Genomic DNA, 20405 nt, shown 5'->3' with positions numbered 1-20405 from the left:
GCGGTCCTGTCAGGCGGCGCAAGAGGGGGCAACCAAGCGCCCATGGCCTGAACCTGCGCCGAACGATACAGAAGCCGGCTGATCGATCCTATCTTCGCCGCATGGTTTGCTTGCCAAGCCCGCCCATGAGCGGCAGTCAGGCGCCATGGGCAAACTCGTTCCGAACCGGCGCACGATCCTCGTCTCGCTCGGCATCACCATTGTCACCGTGGTCGTCCTGCTGGCGATGAACCGTCCGCCCATCTGCGAGTGCGGCTATGTGAAGGTGTGGCACGGGCAGATCAACGATGCTGGCAACAGCCAGCATATCACCGACTGGTACACGCCCAGCCACATCATCCACGGAATGCTTTTCTACGCGCTGGGCTGGTGGCTGTTCGTCCGGCGAGAGTTCGGCGGTGAGAATGCTGCGCGCTGGGGCCTGCCGCTGGCGGTGTTCCTGGAAGCCGCGTGGGAGATCCTCGAAAACACCGAAATGGTCATCAACCGCTTCCGCTCGGTTACGGCGAACTTCGGCTATTCGGGCGACAGCGTCCTTAACTCCGCCGCCGATATCGGCTGGATGGCCTTCGGCTTCTGGCTCGCGCTACGCCTGCCGGTGAAGGTCACGGTGGCGCTGGCGATTATCGGCGAACTGGTCGCCGCCTATGTGGTGCGCGACGGGCTGACGCTGAACGTCATAATGCTGCTGTTCCCGATCGAAGCGATTGCCGAATGGCAGGCCGAAGGCGGGGTGGAGTAGGCCAGAACTCAGTCGAACCAACCCTTCTTGGTTTTGTTGCCGAACCAGTCGGTCTCTTCCTTGGGATCGAGCCAGCTCTTCTTCTCTTCCTTTTTTTCGCCGCCACTCGACACCCGGACGCCGCCGATCGACGTGCTGATCTGGCCGTCGCTGCGAACGTCGAAACCGCCCATGCTGACGGTGTGTTTCCCGTCATTATGGATCGTCACACCATCCACCACACGCATGTTCCAGTTACCTTTGGTGTCCATGGAGACGCCGTCCATCAGCTGCATTGTGGTCGTGCCGTCGCTGGCCACGTTGAAGCCGCCGATATTGGTCGAGAGCCCATCGCCATGATTGGGCGCGGCAGGGCTTCGCCTGTCCGCAAACCGCGCAAGGCCGGTAGTGTCCGAGTGGCCCGTTTGCAGGGCCGCGGCAAATTCGCGCTGTTTCGGGGTTCGCTGCGCAAACGGAATGTCGAGAATGCGCTCGGGGAAGAAGACCGTTGCCAGAGCATCAGGCGTGATACGTTGTGTGTCGTTGGGATCGGCCGAGCTTTGCGTTTTCTTCACCTCGCGTGCCAGCAAATTTGCGCGGAAAGCGCCCAACTGGCTCCAGAAAAAGCCTGCCGCTCCTGCCGCTGACGCCAAGATGGCTTCGAATACGAAGGACGATGCCTGAATGTCGCCTTCAAAATAAGCGAAGAGGACAAGAGCGATGCCGCCGGCGCCCAGCACGTCGATCCACTTGTGGGTAGGCTTCACCGGAAGCGGGCGCATCGAACCCATTCCGATGGTGGCGGCAAGTCCCGCCCAGGTCAGCAACCACCACGTCGCTCCGTCGCCGCGACTGTCGTAGAATATCATGGGTATGAAAACCATCGCAGCGAACAGGCCTGCGCGAATTTTCGGATCGAGTTCCGAAACCTTCTCGCCAAGCCGGGTGAAGAAATTGCTGTCTCCGCCAGCTGCCGTTGCTGACTGTGCGAGCGCCATCGTTTCTGCATGCTCGACATCGTTCTGTTGCCGCGCCGCAATTTTCGCCGCCGTGTGCAGTTCCGCTTCACGCCCCGGCGTACGTACGGCATCGCTTTCGACCATATCGACGAACCACGCGCGTTCCTTCGCCGCGTTGTAATAGAGGCCGTCCTCGACCTTGAGCCGCGGGGATTGGTGCGCCACCGGATCGTCCGACGCCCACAATTCGGCCAGCAGGGCGAGCTTTTCCTTCGAAGCCATCATCGACTTCAACGTCTCGAATTCCTCCGGGTCGTGATCGGGCGCATCGGCAGCAGCCCGCGCCATCACCAGTTCCAGATAGCGGTCGGGCATCAGGAAGCCCTCCAGCGAATTGCCGGGTGCCTTCCACAAGGAACGGTAGAGTAGCGTTTCGCCATGGGTCAGCATCGATTCGTGAAACTCGCGACGCCATGCCGCGTCGATGGCCGCCCATCGTTCGGCATTACCTTTGGAAACGCGTTCATCGGTAAGCACGCCCCAGCTGTAGAGCCTTGCTGCAAACTGGACGAGCTCGTTCGTGGAGACGACGTAATCGTCTTTGAGAAGCTGCGGGAAATATTCGTCCAGAAACTCCGCCTCGACCCGGAATCCTTCGATGACCGGCGTCCAGTCGGGCGCATATCGCAGTGCGAATTCAAACAGGGCGAGATCTGTGAAATTCTCCTCGAGAAGTTTATCCAGCGCGATCCGCGCATCGTACTCGCGAAGGTCTTCCTCGATCCATTTCTGGATATAGCCGCGTTCCAAATGTTCGCTCGCAAGTTCGTGGTTCTCGGCCATGCCTGCGGCCAGCGCGGCGAGGTCCGCGTAGGTTTCCTCGCCCATTTTGTATGGCGCCACGGCCTTCGGTTCGTCGCTCATCTATCCCCCTTTTCACGTGCTTTAGCGTGCCTGTGTAAACTCATGTTAACTCGGCGAAATATCGCGTCAAGTTCGCCACCATCCGCATCGCCTTGCCCGGAACGCCAAACGCGCCTACACCAATGCCATCCCCGGGGAGCCATGAGGCTGAGAGGGCGGTTCAAGTCCGTCGACCCGTTGAACCTGAACCGATTAGCATCGGCGGAGGGAGTGGGCTGACGGCAACCGAAGCCTGCTCTCCGCCTTGAGGAGAGTGCAGACATGGCCGACATCAACAGCAAATTCGACATCGGCGTCACCACCGGACCGATCCGCGGATCGCGCAAGATCCATGTCGGAGACCGTAAGGTCGCCATGCGCGAGATCGACCTCGAGCCTAGCGCTGGCGAGCCGCCGGTTCGGGTGTACGACACCTCCGGCCCCTACACCGATCCCGATGCCACCATCGATATCCGCGCTGGCCTCGCCAAGCTGCGGCGCGAATGGCAGCTCGAACGCGGCGATATCGAGGAATATGATGCGCGCGAAATCAAGCCGGAAGACAACGGCCAGCTCGGCCCGGATCGTTCGGGCGGCGTGCCTGCCTTCCCCAATGTCGCGAAGACGGTCTATCGCGCCAAGCCGGGCAAGAACCTCAGCCAGATGCACTACGCCCGCCAAGGCATCATCACGCCGGAAATGGAATATGTCGCCGAGCGTGAAAACCTCGGCCGCGCGGCGCTGAAGGACGTCGACCGCGATGGTGGCCAGTCATGGGGCGCCGAGATCCCCGATTACGTCACGCCCGAATTCGTCCGCGACGAAGTGGCGAGGGGCAGGGCGATCATTCCCTCCAACGTGAACCACCCCGAGTGCGAACCGATGGCGATCGGGCGCAACTTCCTCGTCAAGATCAATGCCAATATCGGCAACTCTGCCGTGGCATCGGATGTGGCGAATGAAGTCGACAAGATGGTCTGGTCGATCCGCTGGGGCGCGGACACCGTCATGGACCTCTCCACCGGCCGCAACATCCACGACACGCGCGAATGGATCATCCGCAACAGCCCCGTCCCCATCGGCACCGTGCCGATCTACCAGGCGCTGGAAAAGGTCGGCGGCATTGCCGAGGACCTCACATGGGACATCTTCCGCGACACGCTGATCGAGCAGGCGGAACAGGGCGTCGACTATTTCACCATCCACGCGGGCGTGCGCCTGCCCTATGTCCCGATGACCGCCAAGCGCGTCACCGGCATCGTCAGCCGCGGCGGCTCGATCATGGCGAAATGGTGCCTCGCGCATCACAAGGAGAGCTTCCTCTACGAGAAGTTCGACGAGATCACCGAGATCATGAAGGCCTACGACATCGCCTATTCGCTGGGCGACGGCCTGCGCCCCGGCTCCATCGCCGACGCCAATGACGAAGCCCAGTTCGCCGAGCTTTACACGCTGGGCGAACTCACCAAGCGCGCCTGGGAGCAGGACGTGCAGGTGATGATCGAAGGCCCCGGCCACGTGCCGATGCACAAGATCAAGGAGAACATGGACAAGCAGCTGGAGGCGTGCGGCGAGGCGCCGTTCTACACGCTCGGGCCGCTCGTCACCGATATCGCGCCGGGTTACGACCACATCACCAGCGGCATCGGCGCGGCGCAGATCGGTTGGTACGGCACGGCGATGCTCTGCTACGTGACGCCCAAGGAACACCTTGGCTTGCCCAACCGCGACGATGTGAAAGTGGGCGTGGTGACCTACAAACTCGCCGCCCACGCCGCCGACCTCGCCAAGGGCCACCCGGCGGCCAAGGTGCGGGACGACGCGCTGTCGAAAGCCCGCTTCGAATTCCGCTGGCGCGACCAGTTCAACCTCAGCTTGGACCCCGACACCGCCGAGCAATATCACGACCAGACCCTCCCCGCAGAAGGCGCGAAAACCGCCCACTTCTGCTCGATGTGCGGCCCCAAATTCTGCTCGATGAAGATCACCCAGGAAGTGCGCGACTTCGCCGCGAAGCAGAACAGCGAGAGCTACCTGGCGAGCGAAAACGTGAAGAGCGAAACCCCGCCCGAAGCGCGCGAAAACGCGGAAGAGGGGATGGAGGAAATGTCCCGCCGCTACCGTGAGGGTGGGGATTTGTATGTGCCGGAGGGGTAATAGCTGCATAAGCCATGGCTGGTATGAAGGAGTCGCCGTCAATCCAGTGCAGCATCACCTAAGTCTCACCACCCAAGCTTAAGCGACATTTTCATGCAAATGCTCAGTTGTTGTGTGTTGCCGATTTGACTCAGATGAGGAAAAATCATGAAGAAAGGTCTGTCAGATTTGACGTGCTGATGATTTTGAATCATCAGCTTCTCATGAAATCTTTAGCGGTTTTCGGGAGGGGCGATGCTGCTGGATCAGCAAGATTTTGAGGTTGCGTTTCGCAATTCTCAGCGGTTTCGAAAGAATGAGAAAGCGGGTGGCCGAGCTATCACGCGACGCTTCAAAGCCTTTGCTAGCGCAGAGAATGTAAGCACTCGAGAATTCGCTCAGGTCTTGTTGTTTGCATACCTGTCCCGGCCCCATAAAATCCAAATATCTCGCAATAGCAAAAAGTACCGTCAAGATTCTGATAAACTTTGTCGTTTCGTAATGAATGTGACTCCATTCAGGTACGAAAAAAACGCAGAGGGCGACGAAGTCTTGAGTGTCCGTGAAGAGCATTTGGTGAAACCGCTCTTGCTGCAAAGCTTTTTGCGGCGAAAGTTTTTCAGTGAGGTCGAGCTGTCTTTCTTGAAGTTCGGGTGCTTAGAAGTCGAATACTTTGTCTCAGATTTACCAGACAATTGGGTGTCCCATCTATCCAAAGATGCTGACTTTCAACTCGCTTGTGACGAATTGAATATAATACAGTTTTCATAAAGCGGAGGGTTTGTGTCTGATTTTGCGATTTTTGTCGCTCTTCCAGAAGAATTGGGAGCAGCTCTGGATGTGTTAAAGGCCAATGGGACCTTTAAAGGCTCTAAGTCCGATATCGATGCCAAGCGGACAAGATTTCTTTACAAACTCGGTAATGGCCATGGCAAAGGTCGCGAAGGAACCGTTTATCTAATTCATGGGATGGGAAATACTCGATCTGCGGCATTTGTCGGCTCCTCTGTGGCTCAGGGGAGCGCGCCGGCATACGCATTGCTCATTGGAATATCTGGCTCGTTAGATCACAAGAGCGTGAAGCTAGGTGACGTGGTCATTTCTGCCCACGTAAAGTACTACGCGCCAGACAAGATAAAAGACTGTGACAACTCAGTCATCAAAACTTTGATGCCAACGGATGCTAGCAAAGTTTGTGATCCAAATTTCACTGATCAAGTGAGCCAGCATAGAGACGGTGAAAAACAACTTTTGGACGGAAGAGACACTCGGTTTTCGGGAAGTTTTTACCGTTATGTGAGGCAGTCTATCAATCGTGATAGCGAAGAATTCAGCATCGACAAGTTTATGATGAGAAGAGAGGAAGAGTTTGGAGAAAAGTGCGCGCGCGATTTTTCTCTGCATTCCGGGTCTATTCTCGGCTCAAACATGGTCTTAGATTCGTCTGAGTATTTAAACTACTTGCTTGAGAAAAATGATTGCTGGGATATGGATTTTTATCATCTGAACAATCCGTCGGAGTTTAACGAGCGGTGTCGCTGGGACAACTCGAAGCTCTTGGCGGTAGACATGGAATCATTTGGCTTTTTCTCGGCGTTCCAAGACATAAGCCGGATTAGCCAAGGTACACATGCGGTAGCGGTTAGAGGTATAAGCGATCTGGCCGCCGGAAAAGAGTCGCAAGACAAGTCGAGCAAAGGGGACATGAGAAGACTTGCAACCCAGCGCGCCGTACAAGTTGGCCTCGATTATCTTCATGAGCAATTCAAAGCGCATTCTTTCAAGACACCCAGATTAACTTAACGACTGTGCGATATCTGCAATTCGTTTCTGCGATTTGCTGAAGGCTTAAGAATTTTGTTGCCGTTACTCAAATCTCGGCCAAGATCATATGACCCAACCCACAGAAACCAACCGCGCCCTCATCACCAAGGCTTTCGAAGGTCTCCGCCACGGGGACCCGTCGCAATTCATGCCGTTGTTCGATGAGGACATCGAGTGGCGGGTGATGGGATCTTCGGCGTGGTCGAAGCACGCGAAGGGGCTTGCGGCGGTCGAGCGGGATCTGGTGGGGCCGTTGTTTGCGCGCTTTGCGGGGCCCTACCTCAACATTCCCGAGCTGATCCTGGCCGATGGCGACCATGTCGTCGTGCTGGCGAAGGGGGATGCTCAGACGGTCGAGGGCAACCGCTACGACAATGACTATTGCTTCGTCTTCCGCATGGCGGACGGCAAGATCGTCGAAGTGCGCGAGTATATGGACACCGTGCTCGCGGACAAGGCGCTGGGACGGGGTGACTAGCCACCGCGCTCAAACGCGCCCATAGCGCCGCCATGGCCGATCTTTACCTGAAAAACCTCGAATCCGAACGTCGCAAGCTGTGGGGCGAATGCCGCCTCAAGGGGCTGAAGCGCGATACGCCGCAGCGGTTGCGGATTGCCGAGATCGACCGGCTGCTGGCTGACCACAAGGCCAGGAAGGGCAAGCCGCTGGTCGAGCGCGAGGAGGGCTAGGCCCTCAACTGTTCCGCATATTCTCCAGTCCCTTGATCGCGCCCGGCTTCACGCTGGGGTTGGAGGCGTTGGTCTTTACCTTCTCCTGCTTGGGTTTGCGGTTCTCTCGACTCTTCTTCTGCTGGCCTTTGGCCATGGTCTTTTCCAATCGGAGCGGAATGCCCCGGACGCACTATGGACCGATTGCAGGGAATAGATAGCGAAACCGGACTGGCTCCCCGCCATCCGCACTTCAGCCGCGTGACAGTTTTACCAGTTCCCGGTCCAGCGCTTGCAGGAAATTCGACCGATCCGCCTTGGTGAACGGTGGCGGGCCGCCTCCGGCTGCGCCGAGCGGGCCGTCCATCCCGGCGCGCAGGTCCTGCATGATCGCGCGTGTGGCAATCGCGCTGCCGATGCTGGCGGCGTCGAATGCGCGGCCGTCGTGTCGCAGCACTGTCGCGCCCGCTTTCAGGCAGCGTTCGGCCAGCAGGATGTCGGCGGTGATCACCACGCTGCGCTCGCCCGCTTCTTGCGCGATCCAGTCGTCCGCCGCGTCGAAGCCATCGCCCACCATCACGCGCTTGACCCGCTCGCTCGTCGGCACGCGGAAGGGGCTGTTGCTGACCACACGGACATGGGCCTTGTGCCGCTCGGCCACGTGGTAGATTTCCTCCTTCACAGGGCAGGCATCGGCATCGACAAGTATGGTGACGCGTTGGTTCATGCTCCGGGCGTAGCGGGCTGCCGGGATGCACACCAGCGCGTGCCGCACGGGCGTGAATCCCGGCCCGGCCCCGGAACCACCGGGAATCCCCGCCCGTTGATGTCCCAAGGAGAAACGACATGGCTAAGAATACCGGGGAGGGCCACCGTATCGGCTCTGTCGACGATCGGACGCAGGTTTGGAATCCGGATACCGGCAAGTGGGTGAAGCGCGACCGGTCCGATGGCGAGGATGCGGGCGAATTCCTCGACGTGAAATCCGATGGCGAGCCGTTCAAAGGCGTCGCCAGGGAGCCCGATGATCGGCGCAACAGAGACTGATGGGCGAGCACGACGAAAACGGCATGCCTCTCGTCACTCGCCTGCTGGAGGATGAGGAGAAGCGGCGGCGCCATTTGCCGCGCATCGGCTTCGTCCTTACCGGCGCCTATCTTGGCGGGCTAGTGATCTACCTGATCGTGCAGGGGCAGAACCCGGCCAATCTTGCGCTGAATGAGCTGGGCGATTTTCTGGGCGGCGTCTTCAGTCCGCTTGCCTTCTTCTGGCTGGTGTTGGGCTTCTTCCAGTCGAGCCGCGAGATCGGCATTTCTTCCAAGGCGCTGCATCTGCAGGCGACCGAAATGCGGGCCGAAATGAAGGCGCAGCGCGATTTGATGGCGGGGGGCGGAGGATCGCGCACCGGTTCGGGCGATGAGACCGCCTGACTTCGCCGCCTTCTAAAACACCCTGCAAGGACTGGTCGCCGAGGTGTAGCTCCGCCCCCAGCTGCGATAGCCTTCGCCGTCCACGTGAAACCTGCCTCCCGCAAAACCCTCGTCAGCCGGATCGTAATAGGCGCCGAGGCCCATGCGGCTTTCCGGGCCGGCCGCATCGTGCATGGCGCATAATTCGCGGTAGAGGTCTTCGCCCCTCCGGCGCGGCTCCGTTGCGAGATCGAGGGCGGAGAATTCGAGATGGTTGGAACGGCTCGCCCCGCGGGCGCAGGCGTTGAGTTCGGGCGTGCGGTAGGATGACAGGACGCTGACCGGGCCTACCGTGGGCACGACCTCGTCCCTCACCAGCCGCAGGGCCGGGAGGACATTGGGCCACAGCTCCTCTGGCGGAATGGTGAAGGGCTCCACCTCGCATTCACGCGCGTAATAGCTGTCGATGCGCATGAGCTGCCAAGGCTCGACTACATCGGCCACGCCCTCCTCAGCGAGAAAGGCAGTGAAGCGCGCAAATTCCTCGCCGCGCGCCGGGTCCTCCTCCAGCCATCCCTCGAAAGCCAGCCGCGAATCTGCCGCGCCGGGCAGCGGAGCGACGATTTCACGCAGCAGCGTATCGCGGTGCTCCCGGGCGAGCACGGCCGCAACGCCGAGCAACGTCCAGGCAATCGCTCGCCGCAGGAATTTCGCCATTCGCATGGTGCCTGTTCACCGCATGCCCCCGGGATTGCAAGGCTTTGCTTTGCCTGAGTTTCACACGGCGAGCGAGGCCGGTGCTACATCGGCAGCAATTTGCCGCCATAGCCATATTGCAGGCCGGTTTTGGAATCGGTGCGGGTGACATTGGCCTGGATGGAGTCCGGGGCATAGCCCTTGCCCACAAGCGTACCCGAGAGTGTCAGCATTTCGGGAGCGGGATCATGATCCGGTCCGCACATGGCGAGGCAGGAATAGTTGCGCCCCGGGACAGAGCCTTCCGCTGCCCAATGGCCTGTCACCGAATACGGCCTGTCCTGAAAGGTCACCGTGCCTTTCAGCGTGCCGACTGAATCATCCGTCTGGATGTCGATCGTCAGGTCGCGATTGCCTTTGCTGTCGGGCTCTGTGCCCATCTGCCAGTGTGACATGTATTCCCCCTTTGTGTCGCCGCCCATGGTGAGCGGCTGCGGGGAGCTTACACGTCAAGCTGTTGATAGCCAGAGCAAAAGGCAGAAAGACTTTCCTACAGGATGGGAGTTGTGACTGGTTGGAGCACATGGGTTTTGGCGCGCGAAAAGGTGAGTTTTCTGCGGTTTTTCGAGGTGTAATGTGAGCGGCAGATTTTGCCTCAGGACACTGTCACACCTGTCACACCCTGAGCGGGCGGGCGATGGAATCAGCCGCCGTTCCCATTGCCGTTACCGCCGCCATTGCCGTTGCCGTTACCGTTCCCGCCTCCGTTGCCATTGCCGCCTCCGTTGCCGTTTCCGCCACCGTTACCGTTTCCGCCACCGTTGCCGTTTCCGCCACCGTTACCGTTTCCGCCTCCGTTGCCATTGCCGCCACCGTTGCCGTTACCGCCGCCGCCCGAACCGCCGCCGTTACCGCCACCATTGCCCGATCCGCCACCATTGTTGGTGCCGTAGATCTGGCATGTCGTTGCGGTCAGGCCCTGGCTGTTGGTCAGGTCGTTGTTCTGGCGGTTACGCACGTTGAAGGCGCTTTCGTGGCGGATCGTGTCGTTGATTACCATGAAGCCGGTGTCGATCAGCGGCTGGTACTGGTACACCACTTCGACCACCATCACCGCCGTGCCGGGGGCAGAGAGGATGCGGTTAGAGCCCGATCCCATGCCCTGTTCGAGCGAATTGTCGTTACGTCCGTCGCCTTCGACGCCGTAGATAGGGTCGGTCTCGAGATCGCCCCAGCAGCGCTGCCAGTTGATCATCTGGCCTTCATTGCTGTCGTCATGGCCATTGTGCTGCAGCGAGGAAAGCATGACGCGGCCATTGGCCTCGAAATCTATGGGTTCGCCGATCACTCCGGCGCCGGCGAAGACCTCCTGCACATTGGCCTCGTCGATGCCGGTTGTCACGCGGCCTGCATTGTCGGCCACGGTCATGGCGATCTGGTTCACGCGCAATTGCGCGAGCGCGTAATTGGCGAGCTCCAGCCCGCCGAGGATGAGCAGGAGCAGGACAGGCGCGGCAAAGGCGAATTCGATCAGCGCAACACCGTCTTCGTCACGCACGATGCGGACAAGCTTGCCGCCCTTGATGCGGACGCGGGGAGCGATACGGAAGACCCTCATGGTGCCACCGTTCCGCAGATGGTCGGCGGAGTGGCCTGCGTGCCCCATGGCTGGTTGCGTATGGCGGTGTCGACAAGGATGGTGTGCTGCGCGCTTCCGCCGATGAAGTTGGCGAGGGGGACGATAGCGTCCATCTGCAATGTGGCTTCATAGAACACCACGTCATTGGCGCCGCCGCGGCCCTGGCGGCCGGTGTCGGTGTCGTACTGGCCGTTCTCATTCAGGTCGGAGAAGCAGTCACCGTCATCCTCGTCGTAAACGCCATCGGAGTCGTTATCGCGCACGATCTTCTCGGGATTGCCGATGCCGGAGAACTCGTAGAAATTGCTCTGCGTTACGTCGAGCGTATACCCCGGCGTTGCAATCTGGCCGACTTGCGCGATGATGGCGTTCTCCACCCGCTCCTCCAGCGTCGTGCCGGAGCCGGAGACGTTGGGGTTCTCAACCGATGCCTGCCTCGCCGCGTCCGTCAGCGCGCCCTGCAGGACCGAGGTGACATAGGCGCGGTGACCAAAGTCGAAGCCTGCCAGCAGGATGAGGATCAGCGCCGGAGCGACCATCGCGAACTCGACGATGGTCACGCCTTCCTCGTCCCGGCCCAGTGTGCGCAGTCGGTTGAGCATCGCCATCACCGGGTCAGCCTCAGATTGCCGATGCCCTGGCCGATCGCCTCGAACACCTGCTCAAGGTCAGAGCCATCGCTGGTGAAGAAGTGGGAGTCACTCGTGGCGCAGCCGCGCACACCGTCCGTGTCGGTGACGTCGAGTGCGATGACCCACACGGTTATGCCCATTTCGCCCGCCAGACGGCACGTCGCCTCGAATCGGCGCTGGTGCTGTTCGTCAAGCGTGCCGGTACCGCGGGTGCGATCCTGATGGGCTTCAACGCCATGGGCGGAATACAGGGTGTCGCCGGTGTCGAGGATGCCGTCGGTCATGAACACGATGTGCGTGTTGACCGGGACACCATCGATATCGGTGACATTGTCGCCCTGGTTGAAATTGCTGCCGGCAAAGAAGCCGGTGCGCGATGCGAAGCGGGTGCCCCACAGCATGCCGACGTCGTGATAGGTGCCGCCGGTGACGTTGGCCGTCGCGGAATTGATCGCGGTCTGGAAGTCCGCTTCGTCAGCATAGGTTTGCAGGCGGCTCGCTTCCGAAGGGCAGCCGACCTGGCTATAACCGCGCTGCACGCCCGGATCGTACCGACCGAATTGCAGCGGTGCATCGTTGCCGTTGGCCGCCATATTGTCGATATCGGCACGGGTTACGTAATCGCGGATGATAAGGCTGCCGGTCGGCGCCGGATTGGCCGGATCGATTGTCCCGCGCTCCTCGATGCAGCCATCGCCGCTGGTGCGGAAGCCCTGCCGGTTGCCGGGGTAAAGACCATTGGCATTGTTCCAGGTGGAATTGGAAATGTGGACGCCAGCCTCACCGCTGCCATCATAGCCAATGTTGTAGAGGTACTTGGTGCCGTTCTCGTGGAAACCGGCGCGTGGCTGGGTGCTGGTTGTCAGGTTCTGGCAATTCCAGATGTACTGTCCGTCCGTATCGCAATAGCGATAGGTCCAATCGCCACTCAGGTGGTCTTGCGTCACAAGTATGTCGCGGTTGCGCAGGCTGCGCGCGACATTGACCGTGTGCGAATAGGGCACAATGCCGAAGCGCGTTATTGAGCCATCATCGCTTTCCATTGCCCGGTAAAGGCCCATGGCGCCTGTACGCAGCCGCGCGATCTTCGTGCCGGAATCGCCGCTGGGTGCCTGGTTCATCGAGCCGGTCACGTCGAGAACCAGCACAATATCATTGTGCCCCATGTCCTGTGTAGCATCGCAGGTGACGGAGAGATCGACGTCGTCGATGCCAATGACCCGCACGAGTGATGTGGGCACGGTGGCGGTTGCCGATCCCAGCAACTCACCCTGATCAGTAGTCGATTGCTCGACTTCAAAATTCACATTGGTCGCGCCAGCAGTGCCGGCGGGGAAATTGAATTCGAAGAATCGATCCGCGTGGTCCTGCACGTCCTGGTTGAATTCTGTGCCGGTCATGTGCTGCCGGCCTGCCAGGACAGCAGAGTCGCAGGCGTTCTGGAGCTTCCCTCGCGCCATATAGGCAACGCTCAAGTCCATCGCCGATCCGACGAGCGCGGTCAGGATGAGAATTGCTGCAGCGGCGATGGCAAGCACGTTGCCCGCTTCATCATTCGCCAATCGTCTCAACAAAACGCTATCCATCGTTCACCCCCAAATGACAGGAACAATCCTCGTCAGCTTCGGAAAAATACGATGTTACATTTGAAAAAAGCGTTAATTTACAGCGGTTGTGATTAACGCGCGTAAACTCAGTTTGGCGGAATGCTTGATTACTGAACGATTTCCACATCGCTCACAGGCAGCGGTATTCGCGTTTCATCGACTGGGCTCACCGGTGATGTTTCAGGTTCGTAATCGCCGATTTCGATATTGCTGGTAGTTCTAGCGCGCTGCGAAGTGCCGCTGCTCTCAGCGCTCGATGGATCGACATGGCCCAGTGCCATTTGTGGCTCTGGCCCAGCAGGTGCTTCTGCACCGGTCTCTGCCGATTGCTGCTGTGACGCGATCTCACCCGATGTCTGATCTGCAATATCTGCCAAGGCCAGACATCCAAGGATGCCAAGGCACGCAAGAAAGCCGGTACGTCCGACAGATAATGGTGACTTCGACATGAGATTTCGGTCCTCACAGCCCGTTGAACCCGAAAATTTTACAAGGCGCTGATCAACAAGTGGTTAAGCTGCAGAAGACACTGAGATGGGCTGGCCCATTCGGTCGATTTGGCTGGAACTCTCCGCAATCCGCCCCATTTAAAAAGGTGACATAATCACACCGAGAGGAGCATCCGCGCGATGTCTGACATGCAGTTTCAATTCAATTCCGACAGCTCTGTGATGGGCACCGCAAATGTGGCCGAACGGATCGAAGCCGCCGTGCGCAAGAAGCTGGCGCGGTTTGAAAGCCGGCTGACGCGGCTGGAAGTGCATGTTTCGGACGAGAACGCGCGCAAGGGCGGCGGTGATGACAAGGCCTGCATGATCGAGGCTCGCCCGCGCGGTGGCAAGCCGATCGGCGTGACGGAGCACGCAGCCAAGGTCGACGATGCGGCGCGCAAAGCGGCCAATACCATGGCGCAGCGTCTGGAGCGCATCCTCGGCAAGGAAGGCCGCCACAAGCACGATCCGCGACCCGATAAAGAAATGTAATCTCGCTCCGATGGGGGCGAGAGCGATTTAACGTCCGGGGCCCCGGCCACGACCAATGGGATCGGCGTTTCGGCCGCTGTCACGATCGGTCACCTCGCGATGGCGCCCGCGCCCTTCGCCAGCCGGGTCGGCATAAGTGCCACTGTCACTGTCTGTGATGCCGCTTCGCTGCCCGCGCCCCTGGCCGACAGGATCGGCGTATGAGCCGCTATCACTGTCGGTCACACCGCTGCGGCTGCCGCAACCCTGTCCGGCAGGATCTGCGTATGAGCCACTGTCACGGTCGGTCACGCCGCCGCTATAGCCGCCCCGGCCGTTCCCCGCGGGATCGGCATAGGAGCCGGAATCGGAATCGGTCAGGCCAGAGCGATAGCCACCGCGCCCTCCGCCGACAGGGTCGGCGTAGGCTCCGGAGTCGCTATCTGTGTTTCCGAAAGTCGTGCAGGCCCCAAGGCCCGTGCTCGCCGCCGCTGCCCCTGCGATGCGCGCGATGAATGAACGACGATTGCTGCGAAAAGCGCGTTTCATGACCGATACCCCTCCTGTTGGTCAGAATGACAAATGCAGGAAGCAGATTGTCATGTAAATTCTGAACCGGCGCGGAACGGGGGAGTTTGTGTGTAGGCTACCTTGACGGAGGCCGCACGCTTGCGCGTTCGAGCTCAGGTCCGAGCTTGCCGGTCAGCCACAGGAAATACATTTTGAAATCGGCGGCGAGACTCCAGCCCGGATACGTGAATGTCGCCGGACGGTTCTTTTCGACAGTGAAATGCGCTAGCCATGCGAAAAAATAACCGGCGACCGGCATCGCCAATAGCCACCAGAATTGTCCGCTCACGATAGCAAAAGCGGCGACGACGAAGACCAGCGTCGTACCGACATAATGCAAGGCACGGGTGCGCGGCTTGGCGTGTTCCTGCAAGTAGTAAGGCCAGAATTCGTCAAAGCTGGTGAAGCGATTGGTCGTCATGCACATATGCTGCGCCAATTGGCCGGATGAGGCAAGCCGCGCACAGCTTCCGAAAATCGGAATGTTTCTTTCCTTATCCTTCGGCCACACCGATCCCGCCCAAAACACAGTCAATTTCCTTCTTCACGCGGAAGAAGCCTGCGCGCGCATGCGGCCAAGTAAGGCGATGCAAATCGGGAAGCAGCTGGGTCACCGCAATGTCGTCTGGCAGTGAGGTGAGTTTTGGTTGAAGGACATCTCTGGTCCAACCGGTCGGTATGTGGCCCGTTACTATCTGCGTAACGTCACGGCTTTCGAGAAGCTGGACGAGTTCGCCTTCATCGGTCCACACCGTGCCAGCGCAATCGAAAGCCTGACGGGCATCTGCCACGCCGCTCTCGACCGCGCCGTGAGCAAAGGCGCGAGCGCGATCACCAACCGGCTCTGGCGAGCGCGCATCAGGCCGCGCAGCGCCGATCACCAAAGCGGGGGCATGCGGCAGGCAGAGCGGAGCGTGATGGGCAGCCTCGTCATGTAGCAAGAGGGCATAGCGATCATCGAGAGGTGAGCCCGGTTTTGTTTCCGGCAGATCAAGATCGCGGCGCTGGTGCTCCTGCTCTTCCTCCAGCGCTTCCGCTTCATCCGAGAGCCCGTCCGCAGCAAGAGGGCCCTTGGGATGCTCGGCAGTGTATTGTTCGATATTGCTTGCGCGCGCCTGATAGGTCTTACCCTTGGTGTGCAGGCCGGCAACCCAGCGCCAGCTGAGCGTATTGGACGCAGCGTCACCATCCATCAAATGGCGCAGAAAGAAATCGGCACCAAGCGTCCAGTCGAGCTTGAGCGTGAAGATCCAGATGCTGGCGAACCACATGCGCGCGTGGTTGTGCAGATATCCTGTTTCGATGAGTTCGCACGCCCAATGGTCGAAAGCAGGGATACCTGTGCGCCCTTCGGTTGCCTCGGCATAGGCTTTGGCACGGCCCGCATTCTCTGACAGCGCGGCCAAAGCATCGCTGCGCGCTTCGCAAAAGACACGCCAGATGGTCGGGCGCTGTTCGAGATAGCCTTTGAAATAGACCCGCCAGAAAACCTCACTCACGAATTTGTCCGCGTCCGCGCGTGAATGCGCATCGAGCGTGCGCTCGAGAACTTCGCGTTCGGAAAGCAGGCCCGCGTGGAGCCACGGTGAAAGCTGTGAGACGTTGGAGCGGCCCGTGCCGTGATCGTGATTGCGGGTGCGGGCATAATCGGCGCCAGTATGGGGCAGGAAGGCTTCGAGCCGATCGAGACCAGCAGCGCGGGAGGGATGAAAATTCATGAAGGTCAAAATGCGGCATCATGCGCGCTTGTTCCGCTCGCAGAGGCGGAAAATGGCCCCTCAGCAGCCAGAATGGCCATGGATCCGGCCCTAAACTACCTCTTTTGGGCCATGATTCCGCCACAATTGGAACAAGCATGCCTCTGTCCCGTTGGTGTGAGTGAAGGGCGCGGCGGCGTGAGGTCGCCTTCAATTCCAGCCCCACGAATACATTTCGTTTCATTGATCCCGAAAGGATTGAACACATGAAGAAGCTTACACTTGCACTCGCCTCTGCCGCATCGCTCGCGATCGTCGCCTGCGCCGAACCGGCAGAAGAAGATACCACAATGGCCGACGAAACGGCGATGACGGACGACGCCATGGCCGATGAAGGCCCGGGCACGATCGTCGATGTCGCATCGGGCAATGGCGATTTCTCGACGCTCGTGACCGCCGTGACGGCAGCCGAGCTGGGCGAAACGCTTTCGGGCGAAGGTCCGTTCACTGTATTTGCACCGACCAACGCCGCATTTGACGCCCTGCCGGAAGGCACCGTCGATACGCTGGTGAACGAAGACACCGAGACGCTGAGCTCGATCCTGACGTACCACGTGGTCGAAGGCAATCTGATGGCCGCAGACGTGATGTCGGCAATCGAGAGCGCCGGTGAAGGCGGCTATGAAGTCACGACCGTTGGTGGCGGCACGCTGACCGCGACTGTCGTGGACGGCAATGTCGTACTGACCGATGCAACGGGCGGCATCGCAACGGTGACCGATACCGACATCGCAGCATCGAATGGTGTGATCCACGTGATCGACACTGTCCTGATGCCCCAGTAATGCATTAAGCATCCAACTGACAAAGAGGGCGAGCCATTGCGGCTCGCCCTTTTTCGTTCGATTGTGTTTTTCTGGGGGCCATGGCCTTTGGGTGGGATGGCCACTTTGCCGCGAGAAGATTAGCTCTGCCTTATGTCTCACACCCCGACACTCGCCCGAACCCTCGGCTTCGCCGGAATTCTGCCGCAGCTCGCCTGCGCGCTGGCGGCATGGTTCGGCCCTGATGAGTGGCTCTGGACAGCGCTGGCGATTGGCTGGGCCTATGCTGCGCTCATTTTCAGCTTTCTTGGCGGCTTGTGGTGGGGAATGGCCGCGGCCTCTCCAGACGAAGCGCGCCGCGCCCCGGCTTGGCTATGGGTGGCATCCGTCGCGCCCAGCCTCATCGCGCTCGCGACATATATTCCGTGGGTGGTGGGTGAGACATGGCCCGGCCCTTCGCTCACTTTCCTGGCGATCGGGATTACGCTGAGCCCCCTGGTCGATATGCGACTGGTGACCCTGCGGCCTAGTTGGTGGATGGGGCTGCGGCTGCCGCTCTCGCTCGGCCTCGGCGCCAGCACTTTCGCTTTGGCACTGGCCTCCTGATTAGCGCGAAGATCGGGCGTTACACGTTCGCGGCAACCGGCATATCTGCCAGAACCACGCGCTGACGGCGCTCCTCGATCTTTGCGACTATATCCGGGCGGACAGTGGAGGCGAAGCTGGTGAAGAGGATCCGCGTATCGAGGTCTGTCGAGCGAGGCAGCGATTTGGTGAAGAGCGCCGCGCTGCCCATGCGCGAAAGCGGAGCCAGCAGCGTTTTCATGGACCAATCGGGGCATTCGCGCTGGTACCGGATTTCCTGCCGAACGTAGTTGATGTCGCCATGGCGTGTATCGCGTTCGATACGGCGCATTGTCGCGAGGACAGCGTCACCATCGCCTTCCAGCAATTGCATGAAGCTCTCGCCGTTGTAGGCCAACATACCGGTTATGCCGACCTGCGCATTCCGCGCGGCGGCTCGATCAGCCATAGCTTCAACGGCGGCCAGTGGCAGGCGCGACGTAGCGGTGCTTACATAGATCAGCGAAAGCATAGGCACACTCCCCTTTGGCCAAGTTTCACGCTCGATATATTGGGAACTCAACAGCGAAGCATAGGTTTGGTTCCCACTGGAGAACCATCATGAAATCCGTGCTCATCTTTTCGCCGCTCGTTCTTTTGCTTGCCGCCTGCGCAAGCGGCGAGGAGAGCAATGTGCCCGGCGATGCCGAAGATACTGAGCCCTATAGCGAAATTGCCGAGGACGAGGTTCTCAACCTAATCGGGACCGAACCCTTCTGGGGGGCGATCATCGACGGCGACCAGATGAACTTCAGCACGCTGGAAAACCCGGAAGGCGAGATGATCGCGGTCACGCGCTTCGCCGGGCGGGGCGGGCTGTCGTTCAGCGGAGAGCGTGATGGCGGGAGCGTGGATGTCGCGGTGACCCCGGGCGAATGCAGCGACGGTATGAGCGACCACACCTATCCCTTCACCGCAACGGTGGAGATCGATGGAGAACAGCTACAGGGCTGCGCTTGGCGTGAAGGCGTGGACGATATCGGCCCGGAAGCCGATACCGCCGAAGAATTCGCCTAAGCTAGTAAAGTCCAGGCACCTCGTGCTGCGCGTAGCTTCGTTCCTGAGGCTCTGGCGCGAGCAAGCCGCTATCTCCCACCGACTGGATGCCGATACCACCTCCAGCAATCGCGGTGCAGCTGCGGCCGGCGAGATAATCCAACGCGGTCGCAATCATCGCTTCGTTTGGATCGCCAAATTGCCGTGAAATGTCGTCATTTGCGCGGCAGGTGTCCGATATGACGTCGGCGAGACCGTTGTAGTAATCGCCCCGGCCGTTGCTGTTCGCGATCTGCAAAGTGACAGGGCGGAACCGGGCATCGCACTCTGACAGATCAAATGCCGATTGACCGACCGGTTTCCCGAATGTGTCGCTGCCGATAAGAGCAACCTCTACGTAGGGATCCATGCCGTTGATGATCAATTCGCTAGCGGAGGCCGTTCCCCTCGTAGTGATGAAGGCGATCTTTAAGGGTGCGATAGAGTTTCCGTCAGGATCGAAGCGCAGCGTAGAATTATTCTCGCTGGCCCGCGCATCGTTGAATTCGATCGTGCTGAAGACCTGACCGCCTCGATTGCGACCCATCAAATCAGCCATGATGGCAGCATAATTGATCCGTCCACCACCATTATAGCGCAGATCGATAATCAGTTCTCTTACGCCTTGTGCGCGGAAACCGCTGTAGACCGAACGCAAATCGGCAATGGCCTCGTCATTATCGACGGAAAAGGTCCTGAGATTGAAGTAACCGACCTGTTTTCCGCCATCGTTCAGAATAAGCGAGCCGTATCGGTCCGAAATCGGATCGAACGTGAAGTTTGTCTTGGTCAGCGAAACGTCGCGCTGGACGCCAGCTTGGTCGATCACACGAAGGACGCGCGTCGTCCCCGGATCCCCTGGGCCAAGTGCGTCAGAGACAGCCGCACGCCCGCCAGTTGCGAGCAGGGAATTGACCGTTACGAGATTGGCTGCGGGTGTCCCGATTGCCAAGATCTCCGATCCACGGTCGATGTTTGCGCCGAGTGCCGCAGTGCCTTCGAATGTCTCAACGACAAACACGCGCCGATTGTCATCATCATAACCGATCCGGAAGCCGAATCCGGCAGTCGCCCCGCTATTTGCGAAGGCTTCCTCTTCCTCGATCGACGTGATGTAGCTGAAAAACCGGTCGATATTCTGCGCGCGAGCCGGAGCCACGCGGTCGTTGATGTAGCTTTGCGTGTTTGTCACACCGGCGCGGTTTACCGAGTTGTCGAGCAGGCTGGGAAACAAATACCACTGGCTGAAGACTTGATCGATGAAGTCGAGCCGCTCGGTAATGCTGCAACCAGCAGTGCCGCCACCGCCACCGCCTCCGGCACCACCACCACCGCCGCCAGCAAGCGGCGGCGGGCTGTCGGAACCGCCTCCGCAAGATACCAGCATACCTATGCAAGCGAGTGACAGGGCGATCTTCGACGTGCGCATATTTTGTTCGCTTCCCAATTAGTTGGACAGACCCAAAGCGTATGACTGACCTATCCCGCTACCGTGAAA

The 20405-nt window shown here is 59.7% G+C and carries 26 protein-coding genes and 1 riboswitch; of the genes, 12 read left to right on the top strand and 14 right to left on the bottom strand.

All coding sequences use genetic code 11. The features are described from left to right. The first annotated feature begins 145 nt into the window (after positions 1-145). Positions 146-742 (top strand): DUF2585 family protein, encoded by a 597-nt coding sequence (locus tag O2N64_RS01935; RefSeq protein ID WP_271078614.1) that lies wholly within the window; start codon positions 146-148, stop codon positions 740-742. 8 nt (positions 743-750) lie between these two features. Here the strand turns inward: O2N64_RS01935 and O2N64_RS01930 are convergent, their stop codons facing one another. Continuing rightward, positions 751-2604: a hypothetical protein gene (locus tag O2N64_RS01930; RefSeq protein WP_271078613.1), complete on the bottom strand. Its 1854-nt coding sequence runs from the start codon at positions 2602-2604 to the stop codon at positions 751-753. Between the two features lie 122 nt (positions 2605-2726). Next, positions 2727-2832, top strand: a riboswitch (TPP riboswitch). A gap of 33 nt (positions 2833-2865) precedes the next feature. On the opposite strand from O2N64_RS01930, the gene thiC reads away from it, so the two are divergent. The 5 genes from thiC to O2N64_RS01905 all read left to right on the top strand — a co-directional run bounded on the left by thiC (position 2866) and on the right by O2N64_RS01905 (position 7233). Further along, entirely contained in the window at positions 2866-4740 is a 1875-nt protein-coding gene (gene thiC, locus O2N64_RS01925) for a phosphomethylpyrimidine synthase ThiC (RefSeq protein ID WP_271078612.1), read from the top strand. Between the two features lie 234 nt (positions 4741-4974). Continuing rightward, positions 4975-5490 (top strand): hypothetical protein, encoded by a 516-nt coding sequence (locus tag O2N64_RS01920; protein ID WP_271078611.1) that lies wholly within the window; start codon positions 4975-4977, stop codon positions 5488-5490. Between the two features lie 12 nt (positions 5491-5502). Next, positions 5503-6522, top strand: coding sequence for a phosphorylase family protein (locus tag O2N64_RS01915; protein ID WP_271078610.1), 1020 nt, complete (start codon positions 5503-5505; stop codon positions 6520-6522). Between the two features lie 88 nt (positions 6523-6610). Next, on the top strand, positions 6611-7021 hold the full coding sequence (locus O2N64_RS01910; RefSeq protein ID WP_271078609.1) for a nuclear transport factor 2 family protein: 411 nt from the start codon (positions 6611-6613) through the stop codon (positions 7019-7021). A gap of 32 nt (positions 7022-7053) precedes the next feature. Then, positions 7054-7233: a hypothetical protein gene (locus tag O2N64_RS01905; protein WP_271078608.1), complete on the top strand. Its 180-nt coding sequence runs from the start codon at positions 7054-7056 to the stop codon at positions 7231-7233. Between the two features lie 4 nt (positions 7234-7237). Here O2N64_RS01905 and O2N64_RS01900 read toward each other — a convergent pair whose 3' ends face one another. Both O2N64_RS01900 and O2N64_RS01895 read right to left on the bottom strand, forming a co-directional pair. Next, entirely contained in the window at positions 7238-7369 is a 132-nt protein-coding gene (locus O2N64_RS01900; RefSeq protein WP_271078607.1) for a hypothetical protein, read from the bottom strand. Between the two features lie 96 nt (positions 7370-7465). Continuing rightward, positions 7466-7939: a YaiI/YqxD family protein gene (locus tag O2N64_RS01895; protein WP_271078606.1), complete on the bottom strand. Its 474-nt coding sequence runs from the start codon at positions 7937-7939 to the stop codon at positions 7466-7468. A 119-nt stretch (positions 7940-8058) separates the two neighbouring features. Between O2N64_RS01895 and O2N64_RS01890 the strand changes: the two genes are divergently transcribed. Both O2N64_RS01890 and O2N64_RS01885 read left to right on the top strand, forming a co-directional pair. Next, positions 8059-8259, top strand: a complete 201-nt coding sequence (locus tag O2N64_RS01890) for a hypothetical protein (RefSeq protein WP_271078605.1) — start codon at positions 8059-8061, stop codon at positions 8257-8259. Then, on the top strand, positions 8259-8642 hold the full coding sequence (locus tag O2N64_RS01885) for a hypothetical protein (protein ID WP_271078604.1): 384 nt from the start codon (positions 8259-8261) through the stop codon (positions 8640-8642). Before O2N64_RS01890 ends, O2N64_RS01885 begins: the two co-directional genes overlap by 1 nt. A 12-nt stretch (positions 8643-8654) precedes the next feature. Here O2N64_RS01885 and O2N64_RS01880 read toward each other — a convergent pair whose 3' ends face one another. From O2N64_RS01880 to O2N64_RS01855, 6 genes are all read right to left on the bottom strand, one after another. After that, positions 8655-9344: a D-Ala-D-Ala carboxypeptidase family metallohydrolase gene (locus tag O2N64_RS01880; protein WP_271078603.1), complete on the bottom strand. Its 690-nt coding sequence runs from the start codon at positions 9342-9344 to the stop codon at positions 8655-8657. 77 nt (positions 9345-9421) lie between these two features. Continuing rightward, the gene (locus tag O2N64_RS01875) at positions 9422-9772 is read right to left on the bottom strand and encodes a hypothetical protein (protein WP_271078602.1); all 351 of its coding nucleotides are present in this window, start codon (positions 9770-9772) and stop codon (positions 9422-9424) included. A gap of 248 nt (positions 9773-10020) precedes the next feature. Next, positions 10021-10935, bottom strand: coding sequence for a TadE/TadG family type IV pilus assembly protein (locus O2N64_RS01870; RefSeq protein WP_271078601.1), 915 nt, complete (start codon positions 10933-10935; stop codon positions 10021-10023). Further along, positions 10932-11564 carry a TadE/TadG family type IV pilus assembly protein gene (locus tag O2N64_RS01865; RefSeq protein WP_271078600.1) on the bottom strand — a complete coding sequence of 211 codons (633 nt, stop codon included), beginning with the start codon at positions 11562-11564 and terminating at the stop codon, positions 10932-10934. The genes O2N64_RS01870 and O2N64_RS01865 overlap by 4 nt, the downstream gene beginning before the upstream one ends. Next, complete coding sequence (locus tag O2N64_RS01860; protein WP_271078599.1) at positions 11564-13174, bottom strand: Tad domain-containing protein; 1611 nt, start codon at positions 13172-13174, stop codon at positions 11564-11566. The genes O2N64_RS01865 and O2N64_RS01860 overlap by 1 nt, the downstream gene beginning before the upstream one ends. 128 nt (positions 13175-13302) lie before the next feature. Continuing rightward, on the bottom strand, positions 13303-13572 hold the full coding sequence (locus O2N64_RS01855) for a hypothetical protein (RefSeq protein WP_271078598.1): 270 nt from the start codon (positions 13570-13572) through the stop codon (positions 13303-13305). Positions 13573-13824: 252 nt separating this feature from the next. Between O2N64_RS01855 and O2N64_RS01850 the strand changes: the two genes are divergently transcribed. Further along, positions 13825-14178, top strand: coding sequence for an HPF/RaiA family ribosome-associated protein (locus O2N64_RS01850; protein WP_271078597.1), 354 nt, complete (start codon positions 13825-13827; stop codon positions 14176-14178). Positions 14179-14205: 27 nt separating this feature from the next. Here O2N64_RS01850 and O2N64_RS01845 read toward each other — a convergent pair whose 3' ends face one another. The 3 genes from O2N64_RS01845 to O2N64_RS01835 all read right to left on the bottom strand — a co-directional run bounded on the left by O2N64_RS01845 (position 14206) and on the right by O2N64_RS01835 (position 16445). Next, a complete protein-coding gene (locus O2N64_RS01845; protein ID WP_271078596.1) occupies positions 14206-14706 on the bottom strand; it encodes a hypothetical protein in 501 nt (166 codons plus the stop codon). Between the two features lie 97 nt (positions 14707-14803). Continuing rightward, positions 14804-15148 carry a DUF962 domain-containing protein gene (locus O2N64_RS01840; RefSeq protein ID WP_271078595.1) on the bottom strand — a complete coding sequence of 115 codons (345 nt, stop codon included), beginning with the start codon at positions 15146-15148 and terminating at the stop codon, positions 14804-14806. A gap of 73 nt (positions 15149-15221) precedes the next feature. Beyond that, on the bottom strand, positions 15222-16445 hold the full coding sequence (locus tag O2N64_RS01835) for an FAD-binding domain-containing protein (protein WP_271078594.1): 1224 nt from the start codon (positions 16443-16445) through the stop codon (positions 15222-15224). 245 nt (positions 16446-16690) lie between these two features. Here O2N64_RS01835 and O2N64_RS01830 point away from each other — a divergent pair, with 245 nt between their 5' ends. Beyond that, the gene (locus O2N64_RS01830) at positions 16691-17269 is read left to right on the top strand and encodes a fasciclin domain-containing protein (protein WP_271078593.1); all 579 of its coding nucleotides are present in this window, start codon (positions 16691-16693) and stop codon (positions 17267-17269) included. Positions 17270-17401: 132 nt separating this feature from the next. Then, complete coding sequence (locus O2N64_RS01825; RefSeq protein WP_271078592.1) at positions 17402-17854, top strand: DUF3429 domain-containing protein; 453 nt, start codon at positions 17402-17404, stop codon at positions 17852-17854. Positions 17855-17873: 19 nt separating this feature from the next. Here O2N64_RS01825 and O2N64_RS01820 read toward each other — a convergent pair whose 3' ends face one another. Further along, a complete protein-coding gene (locus O2N64_RS01820; protein WP_271078591.1) occupies positions 17874-18344 on the bottom strand; it encodes a BLUF domain-containing protein in 471 nt (156 codons plus the stop codon). Positions 18345-18433: 89 nt separating this feature from the next. On the opposite strand from O2N64_RS01820, the gene O2N64_RS01815 reads away from it, so the two are divergent. Next, positions 18434-18889, top strand: coding sequence for a hypothetical protein (locus tag O2N64_RS01815; protein WP_271078590.1), 456 nt, complete (start codon positions 18434-18436; stop codon positions 18887-18889). Between the two features lies 1 nt (position 18890). Here the strand turns inward: O2N64_RS01815 and O2N64_RS01810 are convergent, their stop codons facing one another. After that, positions 18891-20294: a S41 family peptidase gene (locus tag O2N64_RS01810; RefSeq protein ID WP_271078589.1), complete on the bottom strand. Its 1404-nt coding sequence runs from the start codon at positions 20292-20294 to the stop codon at positions 18891-18893. Positions 20295-20405 lie beyond the last annotated feature (111 nt).

This window comes from Aurantiacibacter sp. MUD61 (assembly GCF_027912455.1).
Classification (GTDB): Bacteria; Pseudomonadota; Alphaproteobacteria; order Sphingomonadales; family Sphingomonadaceae; genus Alteraurantiacibacter.
This window is presented reverse-complemented; position numbering and strand designations above follow the sequence as displayed.

Excerpts from the sequence above, each read along its gene's own strand:
- O2N64_RS01935 (WP_271078614.1), top strand. The coding sequence starts at position 146 with ATGGGCAAACTCGTTCCGAACCGGCGCACGATCCTCGTCTCGCTCGGC.
- O2N64_RS01930 (WP_271078613.1), bottom strand. The coding sequence starts at position 2,604 with ATGAGCGACGAACCGAAGGCCGTGGCGCCATACAAAATGGGCGAGGAA.
- thiC (WP_271078612.1), top strand. The coding sequence starts at position 2,866 with ATGGCCGACATCAACAGCAAATTCGACATCGGCGTCACCACCGGACCG.
- O2N64_RS01920 (WP_271078611.1), top strand. The coding sequence starts at position 4,975 with ATGCTGCTGGATCAGCAAGATTTTGAGGTTGCGTTTCGCAATTCTCAG.
- O2N64_RS01910 (WP_271078609.1), top strand. The coding sequence starts at position 6,611 with ATGACCCAACCCACAGAAACCAACCGCGCCCTCATCACCAAGGCTTTC.
- O2N64_RS01905 (WP_271078608.1), top strand. The coding sequence starts at position 7,054 with ATGGCCGATCTTTACCTGAAAAACCTCGAATCCGAACGTCGCAAGCTG.
- O2N64_RS01900 (WP_271078607.1), bottom strand. The coding sequence starts at position 7,369 with ATGGCCAAAGGCCAGCAGAAGAAGAGTCGAGAGAACCGCAAACCCAAG.
- O2N64_RS01895 (WP_271078606.1), bottom strand. The coding sequence starts at position 7,939 with ATGAACCAACGCGTCACCATACTTGTCGATGCCGATGCCTGCCCTGTG.
- O2N64_RS01890 (WP_271078605.1), top strand. The coding sequence starts at position 8,059 with ATGGCTAAGAATACCGGGGAGGGCCACCGTATCGGCTCTGTCGACGAT.
- O2N64_RS01885 (WP_271078604.1), top strand. The coding sequence starts at position 8,259 with ATGGGCGAGCACGACGAAAACGGCATGCCTCTCGTCACTCGCCTGCTG.
- O2N64_RS01880 (WP_271078603.1), bottom strand. The coding sequence starts at position 9,344 with ATGCGAATGGCGAAATTCCTGCGGCGAGCGATTGCCTGGACGTTGCTC.
- O2N64_RS01875 (WP_271078602.1), bottom strand. The coding sequence starts at position 9,772 with ATGTCACACTGGCAGATGGGCACAGAGCCCGACAGCAAAGGCAATCGC.
- O2N64_RS01870 (WP_271078601.1), bottom strand. The coding sequence starts at position 10,935 with ATGAGGGTCTTCCGTATCGCTCCCCGCGTCCGCATCAAGGGCGGCAAG.
- O2N64_RS01865 (WP_271078600.1), bottom strand. The coding sequence starts at position 11,564 with ATGGCGATGCTCAACCGACTGCGCACACTGGGCCGGGACGAGGAAGGC.
- O2N64_RS01860 (WP_271078599.1), bottom strand. The coding sequence starts at position 13,174 with ATGGATAGCGTTTTGTTGAGACGATTGGCGAATGATGAAGCGGGCAAC.
- O2N64_RS01850 (WP_271078597.1), top strand. The coding sequence starts at position 13,825 with ATGTCTGACATGCAGTTTCAATTCAATTCCGACAGCTCTGTGATGGGC.
- O2N64_RS01845 (WP_271078596.1), bottom strand. The coding sequence starts at position 14,706 with ATGAAACGCGCTTTTCGCAGCAATCGTCGTTCATTCATCGCGCGCATC.
- O2N64_RS01840 (WP_271078595.1), bottom strand. The coding sequence starts at position 15,148 with ATGACGACCAATCGCTTCACCAGCTTTGACGAATTCTGGCCTTACTAC.
- O2N64_RS01835 (WP_271078594.1), bottom strand. The coding sequence starts at position 16,445 with ATGAATTTTCATCCCTCCCGCGCTGCTGGTCTCGATCGGCTCGAAGCC.
- O2N64_RS01830 (WP_271078593.1), top strand. The coding sequence starts at position 16,691 with ATGAAGAAGCTTACACTTGCACTCGCCTCTGCCGCATCGCTCGCGATC.
- O2N64_RS01825 (WP_271078592.1), top strand. The coding sequence starts at position 17,402 with ATGTCTCACACCCCGACACTCGCCCGAACCCTCGGCTTCGCCGGAATT.
- O2N64_RS01820 (WP_271078591.1), bottom strand. The coding sequence starts at position 18,344 with ATGCTTTCGCTGATCTATGTAAGCACCGCTACGTCGCGCCTGCCACTG.
- O2N64_RS01815 (WP_271078590.1), top strand. The coding sequence starts at position 18,434 with ATGAAATCCGTGCTCATCTTTTCGCCGCTCGTTCTTTTGCTTGCCGCC.
- O2N64_RS01810 (WP_271078589.1), bottom strand. The coding sequence starts at position 20,294 with ATGCTGGTATCTTGCGGAGGCGGTTCCGACAGCCCGCCGCCGCTTGCT.